The sequence below is a fragment of the Pseudomonas oryzihabitans genome (genome assembly GCF_007665395.1).
In the GTDB taxonomy this organism is placed as follows: domain Bacteria; phylum Pseudomonadota; class Gammaproteobacteria; order Pseudomonadales; family Pseudomonadaceae; genus Chryseomonas; species Chryseomonas psychrotolerans_C.
Genome location: NZ_VDND01000005.1, coordinates 22,993 through 39,691, shown reverse-complemented (window position 1 = coordinate 39,691; position 16,699 = coordinate 22,993). Strand labels below are relative to the sequence as shown.

The 16,699-nt window shown below is 66.8% G+C and carries 16 protein-coding genes; 8 read left to right on the top strand and 8 right to left on the bottom strand.

The genetic code is table 11. The features are described 5' to 3' along the window. Positions 1-36: 36 nt before the first annotated feature. Positions 37-894, top strand: a complete 858-nt coding sequence (locus FSV73_RS12310) for a formyltetrahydrofolate deformylase (protein WP_145008121.1) — start codon at positions 37-39, stop codon at positions 892-894. A 778-nt stretch (positions 895-1,672) separates the two neighbouring features. Here FSV73_RS12310 and choV read toward each other — a convergent pair. The 4 genes from choV to choX form a co-directional block, all read right to left on the bottom strand. Continuing rightward, positions 1,673-2,905 carry a choline ABC transporter ATP-binding protein gene (gene choV / locus FSV73_RS12305; RefSeq protein ID WP_145008120.1) on the bottom strand — a complete coding sequence of 411 codons (1,233 nt, stop codon included), beginning with the start codon at positions 2,903-2,905 and terminating at the stop codon, positions 1,673-1,675. 3 nt (positions 2,906-2,908) lie between these two features. After that, positions 2,909-3,751: a choline ABC transporter permease subunit gene (gene choW, locus FSV73_RS12300; RefSeq protein WP_145008118.1), complete on the bottom strand. Its 843-nt coding sequence runs from the start codon at positions 3,749-3,751 to the stop codon at positions 2,909-2,911. A gap of 116 nt (positions 3,752-3,867) precedes the next feature. After that, positions 3,868-4,806 (bottom strand): choline ABC transporter substrate-binding protein, encoded by a 939-nt coding sequence (locus FSV73_RS12295; RefSeq protein WP_145008116.1) that lies wholly within the window; start codon positions 4,804-4,806, stop codon positions 3,868-3,870. Positions 4,807-5,075: 269 nt separating this feature from the next. Further along, on the bottom strand, positions 5,076-6,017 hold the full coding sequence (gene choX / locus FSV73_RS12290) for a choline ABC transporter substrate-binding protein (protein ID WP_145008114.1): 942 nt from the start codon (positions 6,015-6,017) through the stop codon (positions 5,076-5,078). A 467-nt stretch (positions 6,018-6,484) separates the two neighbouring features. Here choX and FSV73_RS12285 point away from each other — a divergent pair, with 467 nt between their 5' ends. After that, positions 6,485-7,582: a GlxA family transcriptional regulator gene (locus tag FSV73_RS12285; RefSeq protein ID WP_145008112.1), complete on the top strand. Its 1,098-nt coding sequence runs from the start codon at positions 6,485-6,487 to the stop codon at positions 7,580-7,582. A 28-nt stretch (positions 7,583-7,610) separates the two neighbouring features. On the opposite strand, the gene FSV73_RS12280 is transcribed toward FSV73_RS12285, so the two are convergent. The 3 genes from FSV73_RS12280 to FSV73_RS12270 all read right to left on the bottom strand — a co-directional run bounded on the left by FSV73_RS12280 (position 7,611) and on the right by FSV73_RS12270 (position 10,970). Continuing rightward, entirely contained in the window at positions 7,611-8,396 is a 786-nt protein-coding gene (locus tag FSV73_RS12280; protein WP_145008110.1) for an N-acetylmuramoyl-L-alanine amidase, read from the bottom strand. Between the two features lie 24 nt (positions 8,397-8,420). After that, on the bottom strand, positions 8,421-10,163 hold the full coding sequence (locus FSV73_RS12275; RefSeq protein ID WP_145008108.1) for a GGDEF domain-containing protein: 1,743 nt from the start codon (positions 10,161-10,163) through the stop codon (positions 8,421-8,423). A 177-nt stretch (positions 10,164-10,340) separates the two neighbouring features. Beyond that, positions 10,341-10,970 carry a thiol:disulfide interchange protein DsbA/DsbL gene (locus FSV73_RS12270; RefSeq protein ID WP_145008106.1) on the bottom strand — a complete coding sequence of 210 codons (630 nt, stop codon included), beginning with the start codon at positions 10,968-10,970 and terminating at the stop codon, positions 10,341-10,343. A 202-nt stretch (positions 10,971-11,172) separates the two neighbouring features. On the opposite strand from FSV73_RS12270, the gene yihA reads away from it, so the two are divergent. Continuing rightward, positions 11,173-11,811, top strand: a complete 639-nt coding sequence (gene yihA, locus FSV73_RS12265; protein WP_145008104.1) for a ribosome biogenesis GTP-binding protein YihA/YsxC — start codon at positions 11,173-11,175, stop codon at positions 11,809-11,811. Positions 11,812-11,998: 187 nt separating this feature from the next. Here the strand turns inward: yihA and argC are convergent, their stop codons facing one another. Further along, positions 11,999-12,952, bottom strand: coding sequence for an N-acetyl-gamma-glutamyl-phosphate reductase (gene argC / locus FSV73_RS12260; RefSeq protein ID WP_145008102.1), 954 nt, complete (start codon positions 12,950-12,952; stop codon positions 11,999-12,001). Positions 12,953-13,182: 230 nt separating this feature from the next. Here argC and FSV73_RS12255 point away from each other — a divergent pair, with 230 nt between their 5' ends. The 5 genes from FSV73_RS12255 (at position 13,183) to FSV73_RS12235 (ending at position 16,529) form a co-directional block, all read left to right on the top strand. Continuing rightward, entirely contained in the window at positions 13,183-13,422 is a 240-nt protein-coding gene (locus FSV73_RS12255) for a DUF1127 domain-containing protein (RefSeq protein ID WP_260856067.1), read from the top strand. Between the two features lie 73 nt (positions 13,423-13,495). Further along, on the top strand, positions 13,496-13,816 hold the full coding sequence (locus tag FSV73_RS12250) for a DUF2388 domain-containing protein (protein WP_145008100.1): 321 nt from the start codon (positions 13,496-13,498) through the stop codon (positions 13,814-13,816). 100 nt (positions 13,817-13,916) lie between these two features. Beyond that, the gene (locus tag FSV73_RS12245) at positions 13,917-14,216 is read left to right on the top strand and encodes a DUF2388 domain-containing protein (RefSeq protein WP_145008098.1); all 300 of its coding nucleotides are present in this window, start codon (positions 13,917-13,919) and stop codon (positions 14,214-14,216) included. A 34-nt stretch (positions 14,217-14,250) separates the two neighbouring features. Further along, complete coding sequence (locus FSV73_RS12240; RefSeq protein ID WP_059230344.1) at positions 14,251-14,571, top strand: DUF2388 domain-containing protein; 321 nt, start codon at positions 14,251-14,253, stop codon at positions 14,569-14,571. Further along, positions 14,568-16,529 carry a DUF7844 domain-containing protein gene (locus tag FSV73_RS12235; protein ID WP_145008097.1) on the top strand — a complete coding sequence of 654 codons (1,962 nt, stop codon included), beginning with the start codon at positions 14,568-14,570 and terminating at the stop codon, positions 16,527-16,529. Before FSV73_RS12240 ends, FSV73_RS12235 begins: the two co-directional genes overlap by 4 nt. Positions 16,530-16,699: the final 170 nt, after the last annotated feature.

Here is a 16,699-nt window from a genome sequence, read left to right as displayed (position 1 = left end):
CGGTTTTGGCTTCATCTTCATGCACAGGAATTCACCATGAGCCGCACGCCCGATACCTGGATTCTCACCGCCCAGAGCCCGAGTCGCCTCGGCACCGTGGACGTGGTCACCCGCTACCTGTTCGAGCAGGGCTGCTACGTCACCCAGCACCACAGCTTCGATGACCGCGAAGCCCAGCGCTTCTTCATCCGGGTGGAATTCCAGGTACCCCGAGACTTCAACGAGGGCCTGTTCCGCGTCGGCCTGGACCTGCGCTTCACCCCCTTCGACATGACCTTCGAGCTGACGCCGCCGGCCTACCGCGCCAAGGTCGCCATCATGGTCTCCAAGGCCGACCACTGCCTCAACGACCTGCTCTATCGCCAGCGCATCGGCCAGCTGCCCATGGACGTGGTGGGGGTCATCTCCAACCACCCGGACCTGGAGCCGCTGGCCGCCTGGCATGGCATTCCCTATCACCATTTCCCGCTGGACCCGCAGGACAAGCCGGCCCAGGAGGCCCAGGTCTGGCAGGTGTTGCAGGAGACCGGTGCGGAATTGGTGATCCTCGCCCGCTACATGCAGGTGCTGTCGCCCGAACTGTGCCGCCGCCTCGACGGCTGGGCGATCAATATCCACCACTCGCTGCTGCCGGGCTTCAAGGGCGCGCGACCCTACCACCAGGCCTATGCCAAGGGCGTGAAACTGGTGGGTGCCACGGCGCACTACATCAACAACGACCTGGACGAAGGCCCGATCATCGCCCAGGGCGTCGAGCCGGTGGACCACGCCCACTACGCCGAGGACCTGGTCGCCAAGGGCCGCGACATCGAATGCCTGACCCTGGCGCGGGCCGTGGGCTATCACCTGGATCGACGGGTCTTCCTCAACGCCGGGCGTACGGTGGTGCTCTAAGCAGCTGTTCACGATCTGCTGCGCGGCGGCCAAACGGCGTTGAACAGGCCCTGGATCGCCAGCCTGGGCTGGGCGGTCCGGTCGGAATGCTCCTGTACCCCTCGTAAACTCGCGCGCGAGCCCGGTCGAGCGCGAGTCCGGTCCGCCTGTTCAGGCAGTTGATTTGCTAGCGCTCACCCTAGGGGCCAGCCGTTGGCTGTGACTCCCGCTGGTCGTTGCGTCTTGTTTGGCTCTCGCTCGCGAGCTCCTGAACAGGCCTTGGCGCGGCCATGGCGATCCCCCTCTGGGTAGGTGTCGCCGTGATCGTAGCGTGGAAAACGGCGCAGCCCTTTCCACTGGCGGCTGCGGCATGCCCTCACCCCAACCCTCTCCCGCGGGGAGAGGGGGCTAGCCGAGCGGGCATTCATCTCCAGCAGCACCGGCAGGATCATGATCAGTCGTCGCGCCGCCACCTTGGGAGCAACCATGGTGGTCCGTGGCGGTGACCGCTCCTACGGGTACGAGGCGCGCCTGTAGGAGCAACTGCCTCAATCGCGTATCGCGGCCATGGCGGTCCGCCGATGCGGCCGCTCCTACAGGTTCGATGTGACCGTAGCAGCGGCCGCGATGAAGACAGTGGCTACCACGGGTAGATCATATGGCAAGCGCCAGGAGCGGAGTCGTGACCCCGGGGCGTGGCTGTGGGCGCGAGAGCAGGGCGTTGTGATGGCCAGCAGGCAGCAGGAGAGGGGGCCCGGCACCCGCGTCTTTCCAGTAGACGGGGTGCCGGGGCGTGATATCAGCCCGCCTGGGACAGCGTCGAGCGGGCGGCGGGCGGGGCGACGTCTTCGCCGGCCTTTTCCAGATTCTTGCCCAGCAGGGCGTGGTAGAGCTCCTTGTCACCGAGGATGCCAACGGCGCGTCCATCGGTTTCCAGCACCAGCTTGTGGCCGGTGTGGTAGCGAATCTCCAGGGCGTCGCGCATGCGGATATCGGCCGGTGCCAGGGTCGGCTGGCGTTGCAGGCTGGTGACCGGCATGCCCGGGGTCCAGCGTTGCAGCGCCAGGCTCTCGCCACCGCGGCGCAGCGCCTTGACCGTCTGGCCATCCAGGGCCAGCCAGATGTCGTGGCTGCGCTCCAGGCAGATCTCGTTGCCTTCGCGACCGCACTTGTCCAGGCCGCGCATCAGGCTGTAGCCGCTGAGCACGTTGAGCGGATTGGTGTGGGCGACGAAGGTGCGCACGTATTCGTCCGCCGGGTTGAGCACGATGTCTTCGGGGCGGCCGTGCTGGATAATGCGGCCATCCTTCATGATGGCGATATTGGTGCCGATCTTCAGCGCCTCGTCGAGGTCGTGGCTGACGAAGACAATGGTCTTGTTGACCTTGGCCTGCAGCTGCAGCAGTTCGTCCTGCAGCTGCTGGCGGATCAGCGGATCGAGGGCGGAGAAGGGCTCGTCCATCAGCAGGATGTCGGCGTCCATGGCCAGGGCGCGGGCCAGGCCGACACGCTGCTGCATGCCACCGGAGAGCGAATCGGGCTTCTTGTTGCGCCACTGGGTCAGGCCGACCAGCTCGAGCTTCTCGTCGACCAGCTTCTTGCGCTCGGCGGTCGAGCGACCCTGCATCTCCAGGCCGAAGCCGACGTTCTCGGCCACGGTCAGCCAGGGCATCAGGGCGAACTTCTGGAACACCATGGCGATGCGGGTGGTGCGCATGTCCTTGAGCACGGCGGGCGAACAGTTGGCGATGTCCACCTGGCTACCCTGGTGCTCGATCAGCAGCTTGCCGCGGCTCACGGTATTGAGGCCATTGATGCAGCGCAGCAGGCTGGATTTGCCGGAGCCGGACAGGCCCATCAGCACGCAGATCTCGCCCTTCTGGACTTCCAGGCAGGCGTCCTCGACGCCCAGCACCTGGCCGGTCTCCTGCAGGATCTCGCTGCGGCCCTTGCCCTGGTCGAGCAGTTCCAGGGCACGCTTGTTCTGCTTGCCGAAGACGACGTCGACGTGTTCGAAACGTATGGCGGTCATGACTTAGTTAACCTCGCGTGGGGCGGGTTGCTTGCACACCCGGTCGAGCAGGATGGCGATCAGGACGATGGACAGCCCGGCTTCGAAGCCCAGGGCGATGTCCGCGGTGTTGAGCGCGTTCACCACCGGCTTGCCGAGGCCATCGGCGCCCACCAGGGCGGCGATCACCACCATGGACAGCGAGAGCATGATGCACTGGGTGATGCCGGCGCCGATGCTGGGCATGGCATGGGGCAGCTCGATGCGGGTCAGCAGCTGCCAGCGCGAGCAGCCGAAGGCCTTACCGGCGTCCATCAGCTCGGCGGGAACGTCCTGGATGCCCAGGCAGGTCAGGCGGATCGGCGCGGCCACGGCGAAGACCACCGTGGAGATCAGCCCGGGCACCACGCCCAGGCCGAACAGGGTCAGGGTAGGAATCAGATAGACGAAGGTCGGGACCGTTTGCATCAGGTCCAGGACCGGGCGCAGGCCGGTGTAGAACCAGGGCTTGTGCGCGGCGAGGATGCCCAGCGGCACGCCGATGGCGATGCACACCAGGGTGGCGAAGACCACCTGGGCCAGGGTTTCCATGGTTTCCTGCCAGTACCCCAGGTTGAGGATCAGCAGCAGCGAGGCGAGGGCGAACAGCGTGAGGCCGATGCTACGTTGCAACAGATAGACCCCCACCACCACCAGGGCGATGAAGGCCAGCGGATTGAACCACATCAGACCGGCGGTGAGGCCGTGGATGAGGCCGGACAGCACGTCGGAGATCTTGTCGAAGACCCCGGCGCCATGCAGCGTCAACCAGTCGATGAAGTCGGCGATCTGCTGGCCGAGAGGGAGTTTGTGGTCTGTGAGTAACATAACGGTGCCCGTCAGGTAGGGGTGGACAGGTCGAAGCACGACGGAAGCCGAGTCGTGCTTCGGCTGTGGCAGTACCCGCCCGAACCGGCGCGGGACAGTCGAATGTTATTGTTCTGTCAGGGTGCCAGGGCGGCCTTGGCCGCTTCCGCAGCGGGCTTGCCGTCGCGTGTGGTCACGCCGGCCAGCCACTGGTCGAGCACCTGCGGATGGGCCTTGAGCCACACCTTGGCAGCGGCGCTCGCGGCTTGTTTCTCGTTGAGGACCTTGTCCATCAGCTGGTTTTCCATGTCCAGGGTGAAGGACAGGTTGGTCAGCAGCTTGCCCACGTTGGGGCATTCCTGGACGTAGCCCTTGCGCACGTTGGTGTAGATGGTGGCGCCGCCGTAGTTGGGGCCGAAGACGTCGTCGCCGCCTTCGAGATAGGCCATCTTGAAGCGGGTGTTCATCGGGTGGGGTTCCCAGCCGAGGAAGACCACCCACTGCTGGCGCCGCTCGGCGCGCTGGATCTGCGAGAGCATCCCGGCCTCGCTGGATTCCACCAGCTTGAACTTGCCCAGGTCGAAGGTGTTCTTGTCGATCATGCCCTGGATCAGGCGGTTGCCGTCGTTGCCCGGCTCGATCCCGTAGATCTTGCCGTCGAACTTGTCGGCATGCTTGGCGAGGTCGGCGAAGCTCTTGACCCCGGCGTCGTAGACGTACTGGGGCACGGCCAGGGTGTACTTGGCGCCCTCCAGGTTGGCGCGCACGGTCTCGACGCTGCCATTGTCCGCATAGGGCTTGATGTCCGCCGCCATGCTCGGCATCCAGTTGCCGAGGAAGACGTCGATATCCTTGTTCTGCAAGGACTTGTAGGTGACCGGCACGGAGATCATGTTGGTCGTGGTCTGGTAGCCGAGGGCGTGCAGCACCTCGCTGGTCACGGCCGTGGTCACCGTGATGTCGGTCCAGCCGACATCCGCGAAGCGAACCTTGGCGCAGGAAGCCGGCTCGTCTGCCTGAGCAACGAGCGGAGCCAACAGCGCAACACTCAAGAGCCAACGGGAACAACCTTTCATGGACACCTCTCCTTGCGGTTGGCGGGGTACCTTTCGGTGCGCCCCGCGTGTATTTATCTGTAACCCATCCCCCCAGGCTCGCCTACCGCCTGCGTCGCTACCAGTGTACGCGGCGTCGTAACCAGAAGCGGAAATGTCGCATCCAGCGTGAGCCCGGGGGGAGGCCCCGGCGAGCGGTACGTCGCGCCGGTGTGGCTGGGCGCGGCCGGGTCGCTTGGCTCCCGCCAGCGCCGGCCGGAGAGCGGGACGCACGGTCCCGCGGTGGGCACTCAGTTGGCCAGGCTGGCCTTGACCGCGGCGCTGCCCGGGGTTCCGCCGCGGGTGACGACGCCCTTGAGCCAGGCGTCGAGCTGCTCGGGATGTTGCTTGAGCCAATTGCGCGCGGCGCGGCGCGGGTTGTCCTTTTCGTTGAGCACCCGGTCCATCAGCTGGTTTTCCATGTCCAGGGAAAAGACTAGGTTGCCCAGCAGGCGACCCACGTTGGCGCACTGCTGGGCATAGCCCTTGCGGGTCAGCGTATAGACCGTCGCGCCGCCCTGGTTGGGACCGAAATAGTCGTCGCCGCCATCGAGGTAGGCCAGCTTGTGGCGGATGTTCATCGGGTGCGGCTCCCAGCCCAGGAAGACGATCCACTGGTTGCCCAGCAATTCCTTCATCCGCACCTGGGTCAGCATGCCCTGCTCGCTGGATTCGTTGAGGGTGAAGCCGCCCAGGCCGAAGGCGTTGCTGGCGATCATCTTCTTCACCAGGGCGTTGCCGTCGTTACCGGGTTCGATGCCGTAGAGGGTGTTGCCGAAGCGCTCCGCGTGGGTGCCGATGTCGGCGAAGCGCCTGACCCCAGCGTCGTAGACGTACTGGGGAACGGCGAGGGTGTAGCGGGCGCCCTCCAGGTTGACGTGCAGCCGTTCGACACTGCCCGCCTCGACATAGGGCTGGCTGATCTTGGTCTGGGCCGGCATCCAGTTGCCGAGGAAGACGTCGGCGTCGTTCTTCGCCAGCGCCTCGTAGGTCGCCGGCAGGGGCAGCTTGAGGACCGAGGTGTCGTAGCCCAGGGCGCTGAGCAGGTAGCGGGTCATGGCGTTGGTGACGTCGAGGTCGGACCAGCCGACGTCGACGAGGCGGACCTGCCGACAACTCTCGGGTTCTTCTGCCGCCTGCGCCATCGTACTCAGCAACAGACCGGACAACCACAGTGCTGGGGCGATCTTCATCCTGGACTCCAAGGGTTCGAGCGGGTTGGGGCCCTGCGTGTTGCACGTACCGGTCCGTCCGGCCCGCACCGTCATGGCTTTTCGCCACAAGTGGCCAGAAGGGCGACGGACGGTCGGCAAGGCTGACCTACAACCGTGCCGGCTGAGTCGCCTTGCCACATTTTGGCGCGCGTCGGTTACGTCCAGGTGTTACCGCGAGATCGAATCAGGCACGGGGTAAGGGTCGCAAGGTCGGTCTCGGATCAGTGAGGTCGCAACTGAAAACCCCATCTAATCAACGCCATTGGCGGCAACCGAGTGGAGGGCGCGTCCCAGACAGCAAGCTTGCGTCGGGGTTCACACAGTTTCGGCATGGGAATTGCGACATGACTTATGTGTCCGCGACACATTTTTCGTTCAGTGTCGTCTGCGGGATTTCATTAGAGCCCAGAAAAGGGCCTCCAGCCTGCGTGAAGGAGATTCCCACCATGTCGCCCATTCCCACCTCGTCACCGGCCCGTGCGATCCAGTCCATCGGCTTCCTGCTGCTGGACAATTTCACCCTCATCTCCCTGGCTTCGGTCGTGGAGCCGCTGCGCATGGCCAACCAGTTGTCGGGGCGGGAACTCTATCGCTGGTGCACCCTGAGCCTGGACGGCCGGCCGGTGCGGGCGAGCGATGGGCTGCAGATCACCCCGGACAGCGCCGTCAGCGCCGCCCCGGCGATGGACATGGTGATCGTCTGCGGCGGCGTGGGCATCCAGCGCAGCGTCTCGCGCGAGCACTGCACCTGGCTGCAGAGCCAGGCGCGCCAGGGGCGCAAGCTGGGCGCGGTGTGCACCGGCAGCTGGGCCCTGGCCCGCGCCGGCCTGCTCGACGGCTACGACTGCAGCGTGCACTGGGAGACCCTGGCGGCCCTGCAGGAAGCCTATCCGCGCGTGGTGCTCAGCACCCGCCTGTTCACCATCGACCGCAACCGCTGCACCGCGTCCGGCGGTACCGCGCCGATGGACATGATGCTGCACCTGATCGGTCGCGAGCATGGCCGCGAGCTGTCGGCCGCCATCTCGGAAATGTTCATCTACGAGCGCATCCGCAACGAGCAGGATCACCAGCGCGTGCCGCTCAAGCACATGCTCGGCACCAACCAGCCCAAGCTGCAGGAGATCGTGGCCTTGATGGAGGCCAACCTCGAAGAGCCCATCGACCTCGACGAACTGGCGGTCTACGTGGACGTGTCCCGGCGCCAGCTGGAGCGGCTGTTCCAGAAGTACCTGCACTGCTCGCCGTCGCGCTACTACCTCAAGCTGCGCCTGATCCGCGCCCGGCAGCTGCTCAAGCAGACCACCCTGTCGATCATCGAGGTGGCCTCGGTGTGCGGCTTCGTTTCCACCCCGCACTTCTCCAAGTGCTACCGCGAATACTTCGGCATCCCGCCGCGCGACGAGCGCCAGGGCCCGACCATCCAGCAGCCCATCGCGCTGATGCCGCTGTCCCAGGAGCTGTCGCTGATGCCGGCCTCATCGGCGCTGGCGGCCCTTAGCCAGGCCCAGGGCGAATCCACCTTCGCCAGCGTGCGCCTGTAGGACCGCCCAGGCACCTTTCGGCCAGGGCCTAGCGCCCGCTCGGCAGGCTGAGCAGCAGGGCCGCCGTCTGCAGGTCCGGCTGGCCGTCGAAGCGGCCCGGCCGGTACTTCATCTGGAAGGCGCCGATGACGTCGCGGGTGGCGGTATCGAGTACCCCGCTGCGGGGCACCGCGTAGCCGATCCGGGCGAGTTGATCCTGGAACCAGGCGGGCGGCGGCAGCACGCCGCCCAGGCTGGCCTGGCGCTGGGCGACCACCGCCGGGTCCGGCCAGTTGATCAGCCCGGCAGCGGCCAGGCGTGCCCAGGGGAACAGCGGCCCCGGGTCCTGCTTGCGCCCGGGCGCGATGTCGCTGTGCCCGACGATGGCGCGTCTATCCAGCCCGTGCCTTTGCTCGATGTCCTTGAGCAGTGGAATCAGCGCCTGGATCTGGGCTTCGCTGAAGGGGTACCACTGGCGTCCCGCCGGGGTCTCGCGGAAGCCCAGGTTGACCATCTCGATGCCGATGGAAGTGGAGTTCAGCCAGGTACGGCCTTCCCATTCACTGGCGCCGGCATGCCAGGCGCGACGATTCTCGTCCACCAGGCGGTAGATGGTGCCATCGGTATCGATCAGGTAGTGGGCGCTGACGCCGGCCTGGGTCAGCAGCTTGAGCGACTGCTGGGAATCGGCCGCGGTGTAGTGCAGCACGATGTACTGCACCCGGCTGTCCTGGTCGCGGGAGGTGTAGTCGTCGTTGATCCGTGGGCCGCTGGCGCAGCCGGCCAGCAGCAGGCCGCAGAGCAGCCAGGGGAGGAGCTTGAGCAGGTTTCGCACGGGTACCTCGCGAGGGTGAAGGAGTCAGGTCACTTCCAGGCGATCGCGTCCGGCGCGCTTGGCGCGGTAGAGCGCCTGGTCGGCACGCTCGAACACGGTATCGGCATCCTCGCCCGGCGCAAAGGCCGCAAGACCGGCGGACAGGGTGACCACCACGCGCTCACCCTTGAAATGGAAGGGGCAGGCCGCCACGGCGGCGCGCAGCTGCTCAATCAGGGTGGCGCCACCCGCCAGGGGCGTCGCGCCCAGCAGGAGGACGAATTCCTCGCCGCCGAAACGGGCGATGAAATCGGTCTTGCGCAGGCGCCGCTGCAATTCGCTGGCGATGATCTTGAGTACCTTGTCGCCAGCCAGGTGGCCGTAGCCGTCGTTGATGCGCTTGAACAGGTCCACGTCGAGCACCGCCATGAGCAGGTCGCCGCCATGGCGTTGCCAGCGCGCCACCTCCAGGTCCAGGCGCTCGCTCCAGGCGGCGCGGTTGGGCAGGCCGGTGAGCGGATCACACAGCGCCTTCTGCCGCTGCTCTTCCAGGTGACCACGATACTGCTGGGCTTCACGCTCCATCCCCGCCACCCGCTCGGTGAGGGCGCTGAGGTGCACGCTGGCTTCCTGTTCGCGGGTCTCGCGCTGGGCCTGCTGCGCCGCCAGGCTGGACAGCAGGCCCTCCAGGCGGGCATCCAGCGCCAGCTTGAGGCCGTCGAGGTCGGTCGCTTCCTGCACCTCCGCCTGCAGCTCGTTCACCTGGCCGCGCAGGGCGTCGCCAAAGGCGCGTTCCTGGGTCTGGCCGTCCGCGCGCTGGACGTGGACGTCCTGCAGACCGGTCTGGAAGGCGGCGAGGCGCTCGTTGAGCCGGCGCAGGTAGTGCTGGAATTCGCTCTGCCCGGAATGATTGAGGGCCAGGACCAGCACCGACAGGTCGTCCAGTACCGGAACCAGTTCGTACCAGTTCAGGCTGCCCTGGATCCGCTGGCGCAGGTGTTCGGCCTGGGGCTTGTGGCTGTCGGGCAGGGCCAGGTCGTCGAGCAGCCGCAGCAGGGTCGCCTCCAGGTGCGGCGCGATGGCGCTGTAGCCAGGCTCGGGCGCCGGGGGCAGGGCATAGGCCGGATCGGCTGGCGTCGCGGGGGTAAGGTCCGGTAGCGCCGGCGGGGCGGGCGTCTCCAGTGGTTCTGGCGCAGCGGTCGCGGCGGAGACGGCGGCTGGCTGAGCGGGTTCGGGTACCGGCGCAGCCTCTTCCGCGGCCTCGCCACGCCCGCCGAGCAGGCGCTGCAGCAGGCCGGGGCGGGCTGGTTGCTCGGGATGCAGCTGGGCCAGCGCCTGTTGCTGCAGGCGACTGAATTCACCGAGCAGGGCAGGCAGTTCACCCGGCTGGCCGGCAGCGGCCTGGGCGCGCTTGGCGAAGCCCTTGAGCGCCTTGCGCTGTTCGCGCGGCAGCTCCAGGGTCAGCAAGAGGCGGCAGAGTTCGGCGAAGGCCTCGGCCACCTGGCGGGTGCGCGCTTCGCGACGCTGCTCGGAGTCGAGGACGGTGCGCTCCAGGCGGGGAATCAGCCGGGCGAGGTCGGCGTCGCTGTCGTCACGGCGGAGGATGTCACGCAATTCGACCAGGCAGGCGTCCACCGCCACGTCGTTGCCTTCGGCGGCCAGACTGCTGCGCACCAGGCCGCGGCGCACCAGGTCCAGGCGGTTTTCCCACCGGGCTTCCAGGCGTTCCAGCGTTTCCAGGCTTTCCAGGTATTTGTTTTTCCAGCGTTCGACGTCCGCGCGCTCCATCCGCCTGCTCCAGAGGCTCGAGGGTGGCCGGCAGGCAGGCACGCCGAAGCGGCCAGCCGACCTGATAGTCGCTAGGGTATCGGCCGGGATGGGGAAAGTTTGAGCAGGACGACCGGAGGCGGCTTGGGCGGGACGAGCTGAGGAGGCGCCGCCGCAGGACGCGGCGGCGGCGGGCGCTTACTTGGCGGCGCGTTCCTTCTGGATCAGGAAGTCGGCGACCTTCAGGGTCTCGTCCGGACCACCCGCGGAGCCCAGGTCGAAGCGGTACTTGCCGTTGACCACCATGGTCGGCACGCCGGTGATCTGGTAGGCCATGGCCAGCTTCTTGTCCTTTTCCACCTGGCCCTTCACGGCGAAGGAGTTGTAGGTGCTGAGGAACTTGTCGCGGTCCACGCCCTGGGTGGCGAGGAAGTCGGCCATCTCCTCGGGGGTGGCCAGCTTCTTGTGTTCCTTGTGGATGGCGGCGAAGACGGCGTCGTGCACCTTGGCTTCCACGCCCATGGCCTCGAGGGTCACGAACAGCTGGCCGTGGACGTTCCAGACGCCCCCGAACATGGCCGGGACGCGCTTGAAGGCGACGTCGTCGGGCAGCTTCTTGGCCCAGGCGTTGAGGGTGGGCTCGAAGGCGTAGCAGTGCGGGCAGCCGTACCAGAACAGCTCAACCACTTCGATCTTGCCGGATTCGGACACCGGAACCGGACTGCTCAGTTCGGTGTACTGCTTGCCGGCCTGGATGTCGTCGGCATGGGCAGCCGCGCCGAACAGACTGGCGGCGGCGAACACGGCGGAGAAAAGCAGGTTGCGCATGGGGCTACTCCTGGGGGATGACACGCCCACCAACCGGGCGTTACGGATTGCGGGCATTGTAGCCGGGTGCGGGGCCGCGCCTAGTCGACAGGTCGTCGTACGCCGGCCATGTTCAGGCTTCGTTCAGGTTGCCGGCGGGCGCGGTCCTGACCCGGCGCATCCGATATACTGCTGGCTTTGCCGCGCGGTCGCGAGTACGCCCATGTCCAGCTTCAAGAATCCCATCGTCGGTCTGTGCCAGCAGGCGTCCTTTCTCATCAGCGCCGCCAAGGTCGACCAGTGCCCGGCCGACAGTGGCCGCGAGGTGGCCTTCGCCGGGCGGTCCAACGCCGGCAAGTCCAGTGCGCTCAATACCCTGACCCATGCCAACCTGGCGCGGACCTCCAAGACGCCGGGGCGCACCCAGTTGCTCAACTTCTTCTCCCTCGACGACGAGCGACGCCTGGTGGACCTGCCCGGCTACGGCTACGCCAAGGTGCCCATCCCGCTCAAGCAGCACTGGCAGGAGCACCTGGAATCCTATCTAAGCAGCCGCCATTCCCTGAGTGGCGTGGTGCTGATGATGGATATCCGCCATCCGCTAACCGAATTCGACCGCCTGATGCTGGACTGGGCCCAGGCCAGCTCCATGCCGCTGCACATCCTGCTGACCAAGGCCGACAAACTGGCCTTCGGCGCCCAGAAGAATGCCCTGCTCAAGGTCCAGCGCGACCTGCGCCAGGGCTGGGGTGATACCGCCAGCATCCAGCTGTTCTCGGCGCCCAAGCGCCAGGGCGTGGAAGACGCCCAGCGGGTGCTGGCCGCCTGGCTGGGCCTCGACGAGGCCGTCGGCGAGGCATAAAAAAACTCCGGACTTCCATCGGGGGAGGGGAGAAGTCCGGAGTTCAAGACTGGACCGCAAAGGTGGGTCCAGCATCTGCCAACACTAAACAGCAAAGGAGCAGAACGGCTATCCAAGCCATTCAGCAGTTCAGACGGGGCGCCTCGGAAAAGGTTCGCCCCGGCCGAACAGAAAGCCTGCGTCCTGACTAGCGGCCGCTGTTGAGCCCCAGACCCTCGTCGACACCCAGGTGCACGTTCATGCACTGGACTGCGGCGCCGGCGGCCCCCTTGCCCAGGTTGTCCAGCCGCGCGATAAGCGTCAGGCGCTCGGCATTGCCGAAGACGAAGAGGTCGGCGCGGTTGGTGTCATTGGTGGCCTGGACGTCGAAGAAGCCGTTGTCCAGTTCTTCCTCGGCCGCGACCGGCGCGACGCGAATGAAGGCTTCGCCTTCGTAGTGACGGGCCAGGGCGGCCTGCAGGTCGGCGGCGGTGGTACCCGGGCGCAGCTGGCTGGCGTGCAGCGGGATGGTCACCGCCAGGCCCTTGAGGAAGGGGCCGACGATGGGGCTGAACACGGGTGCGGCGGCCAGGCCGCTCTGCACGCGCATTTCCGGCAGGTGCTTGTGGCCCTGGCCCAGCGCATAGGGGCGCGGGCTCTGCAGGCGCGCGTCGCCACCAGCCTCATAGGCGGCAATCATCTGCTTGCCACCACCGCTGTAGCCGGTCAGGGAAAAGGCCGCGAGGGGCGTCTCCGGCGGCAGCAGCCCGGCGTCCACCAGCGGGCGGGCCAGCAGGATGAAGGCGCTGGCGTGGCAGCCGGGATTGGCGATGCGCTTGCTGGCGCGCAGCGCCTCGCGCTGACCCAGGGCCAGCTCGGGCAGGCCGTAGGTCCAGCCGCTGTCGGTGCGGAAGGCGGTGCTGGCGTCGATGATGCAGGTGTTGGGGTTGGTCACCAGGCCGACCGCTTCGCGGGAGGCCGCGTCGGGCAGGCAGAGGAAGGCCACGTCGGCGGCGTTGAGGAAGCGCGCGCGCTCGGCCGGATCCTTGCGCTTGCTCTCGTCGATGCGCAGCAGTTCGATGTCCGAATGGCCGGTCAGGTAATCCAGCAGGCGCAGGCCGGTGGTACCTTCCTGGCCGTCGACGAAAACTTTGAAGCTCATGGCGGTGCCTCTCGCGGATGGGCGCTGAAAAGTCGATTGTAGCGATTCGGGCAGTTCAGGGGTACGCCGCCGGTGAGGGGTACAGCTGGGCTTTAGCCGACCGGCGCAGCGGGGCCAGCCAGAGCGGTTCCCTCGATCCTGATGAGTACAGATATGATCGATATGATTTTGTACGGGTACAGTAAAGTCTGCCTGTAGGTGTTCTGTCTTGCAGTGAACGGCGAAGCTGAGTGCTCCCTGCCGCTCAGCTGGACATCGCCATGGATCACCTCTCCCTCGTTACCTTGCCCAAGCCTCTGCGTAAACGTCGCCCCCTACTCGTGCGATTGCTCGCCCTGTTCGTCCGCTGGCACTCACGCGCGCAGGGTCGCCGGCAGCTGCAGCAGCTGGATGGCCGTGCACTGGCCGACCTGGGGCTCAACCCGGCAGACCAATACCGGGAAGGGGGCAAGCCGTTCTGGCGCGAGTGAAATTGCGCGGCGAGGTGCGACTTCCTGGCGTTGGCGGTAGTCTCACTCAGGCCTATCCAGACGGGAGTCACCCATGAAAAGCCTGCACCTGGGCGCCGCCGCGGCGCTGTTCTGCCTGTCCACCGCCGCCTCGGCGTCGAGCTTCTATGTCACCACCGACATCATCGTCAACGCCATCGACGCGACGTCTGATGCCACCTCGGCCATCACCGGCTCCTTCAAGAACGACAAGCTGGTGCTCGAAGCCCGCGACGACGCCGCCAGCTTCGTCGGCAGCGCCGGCGACATCCGTGGAGTGCGCCTCGAGGCCGCCCTCGACCACCTGCGCAGCCAGGCGCCGGAACTGCGCCAGGCGAGCGATGCGCAGCTGGCGCAGGCCATCGTCGCGCTCTAGATCGGCCTGCCGTGAAACACCCCGCGCGCCGTGCCTGCTAGCCCGGAGCGGGGGGCTGCGTTAGCCTTGGCGACCAACTGCCACCGGAGGGTCGCCATCCATGTATTTCCGCCGTTCTGCCGGGTTGCTGCTCGGTCTCTGCCTCGCCACGCCGGTCCTGGCGTTCGATTCCACCACCGAGGGTCTGGTCAAGACCATCTATAGCACCAGCCAGCTCACCACCGGCCCCTTCCAGAACAAGCTGGTCCTGGCCGCCCGCGACGATGCCGCGGCCTTCGTCGCCACCGATGGCGCCCTGCGCGGTGCCCAGCTGGAAGAAACCCTGAGGGCCCTGCGCGCGGCCGATCCCGGGCTGCATGCCTCCGATCGGGAACTCGCCCAGGCCATTCTGAGTCAGTAGTCCGTTTCAATTCCGTGACATCCCTGGAGTATCCATGCGCCGTTCCCTGCTTATCGCCGCTGCCCTGACCCTGGGCGTTTCGAGCCTGGCTCAGGCCCAGACCCTGGTGGCCACCAGCAACATCGTGGTGCGGGCGCTGCAACGCAGCATCGACTTCACCTCCGATACCACCACCTCCATCCGCGACGCCAAGATGATCCAGGCCGCCCGTGGCGATGCCGCCAGTTTCGTCGCCAGTAACGGCGACATCCGCGGCGTCCAGCTGGAAGAAGCCTTCCGCAGCCTGCGTGACCAGCTCCCGGCTGCCCGCCAGGCCAACGACCTGCAGCTGGCCCAGGCCATCCTCGCGCTGTGAACGGCCGCGCTGGCCGGCTGTGGCAGTGGCTGGCCGGCCTCGCCGCCGGCCTGACCCTTGGCGGGGCTCAGGCCGCCCTGCATCTCGAACTCGATACCCAGGGCCTGACGCCCGCACAGATCCAGGCGACCCAGCAGTTGCTGGACGAGGCCCAGGCGCTGCTGCCGCCCACCTTCAAGGCGGCGCTGGACGAGCGCATCCCGGTGCACTGGAGCGACAAGCTGCTGGAGGAGGCCTACGGCGAGGCCGATCGGCGCGACCTGTTGCTCAATCGCAAATTGCTGGCGAGCCTGGTGGATGGCAGCGATACCCGCATCCAGACCGGGCGGCCCCATGGCACCCAGCACCGCGAGTTGCTGGCCACGGTGCTCCATGAGCTAACCCATTTCTATGATCGCGAGCGCGTCTGGACCCCCGCGCAGCGCCAACTGATCCTCTCCTGCGGCGGCCTCGGCCTGACCTCCGACCAGTTGCCGCTGAAATGCCAGGGCCAGGCCGGGCGCAGCTACACCCTGTCCGACGACCCCCGTCTGCTGGACCTGGCCGGCTGGCAGGTGAAGACCCGCAAGCACGGCAATCGCGAGTCGAAGAACCTGTTCATCGCCCGCAGCCCGGATCTCTACGAAGTCACCAACCCGAAGGAATTCGTGGCGGTGAACATGGAATACTTCCTGCTCGACCCCAGCTATGCCTGTCGGCGCCCGGCGCTGCAGCGCTACTTCGCCGAGCATTTCGGCTGGTCGCCCAAGCACGACGCCTGTCCCGGCCGCTATCCCTATCTCAACGCCGGCAATGACTTCGGCGAAGCGCCCCTGGGCTGGCTCGATCCGGAGCGGGTCTATGCGGTGGACTACCTGCTCGCCGAAGGCAACGAGAAGGTCATGAGCCGCTGGGGTCACAGCATGCTGCGCCTGGTGGTCTGCGCCCCCGGCCGGCCGCGCGGACCGGATTGCCGGCTGGACCTGCAATACCACCTGGTGCTGTCGTTCCGCGCCTTCGTCAACGACGTCCAGCTCTCCAGCTGGCGCGGCCTGACCGGCTCCTATCCCTCGCGGCTGTTCGTGCTGCCCCTGGCCCAGGTGGTCGACGAATACACCAAGGTGGAGCTGCGCGGCCTGCAATCCGTGCCGCTCACACTGACCCGCCCGGAGATCGCCGACTTCTTGGAACGCACGGCCCAGGTGCACTGGAGCTACGACGGCCAGTACTACTTCGTGACCAACAACTGCGCGGTGGAGACCTTCAAGCTCCTGCACGACGGGGTACCGCGGCTGGCCGCGGCCCAGCTCGACGTCATCACCCCCACCGGGTTGATGGATGCCTTGAAGATCAAGGGCCTGGTGGACACCTCGGTGCTCGACGATCCACGCGAGGCGCTGCGCCTGGGCTATCGCTTCGACAGCTTCCGCGAGCGCTTCCAGGCCATGTTCAAGGTGGCCAAGGAGCGCCTGAACCTGCCCCAGGCCGATGTGGAGGCCTGGCTGGCGCTGACTCCGCAGCAGCGGCGCGAGCAATTCCAGCGCGCCGACCTGCGCGCCAGCGCGGCTTTGCTGCTCCTGGAGCAGGCGGCCTATCGCCGGGCGTTGCTGCAGGCGCAGACCGAGCTCAAGGATCGCTACCTCGGCCAGGACGCGGTGGACAAGGCACGCTTCGGCAAGGCCGGCGGCGCCCTGGAGCAGATCCTCAAGGACAGCGGCTATCTGAGTCGTCCGGCGGAGTTGCTGGGCACCGACGGCTATGGCCTGCCACAGCCGGGCGAGTGGGAGCAGCTGACCGCCGAGAGCCAGAAGCGCCAGGCCCACCTGCGCAGCCTCAGGGATACGCTCAACAACGAGGTCCGCCAGTTGCTCTCGCCGGAGGCGCGCGATGGCCTGGACCTGACCGAAGCCAACCTCGACCTGCTGGGCAAGCACCTGCGCGAGCTGAACAAGGCGAGCGGTGGGCTGGAGCTGAAGTAGGGCGGTTGGGTCGGTTTTGAGCTTCGCTGCGCTCGACCCAACCTGTGCCAGCTACAGAAGGCGCCAGATAGCCCCCTCTCCCCAGGGGAGAGGGCTGGGGTGAGGGGAGCGGCACCAAAATGTTGGGCTTCGCTGCGCTCAACCCAACCTACGGGGTGAGGGCGGTTGGG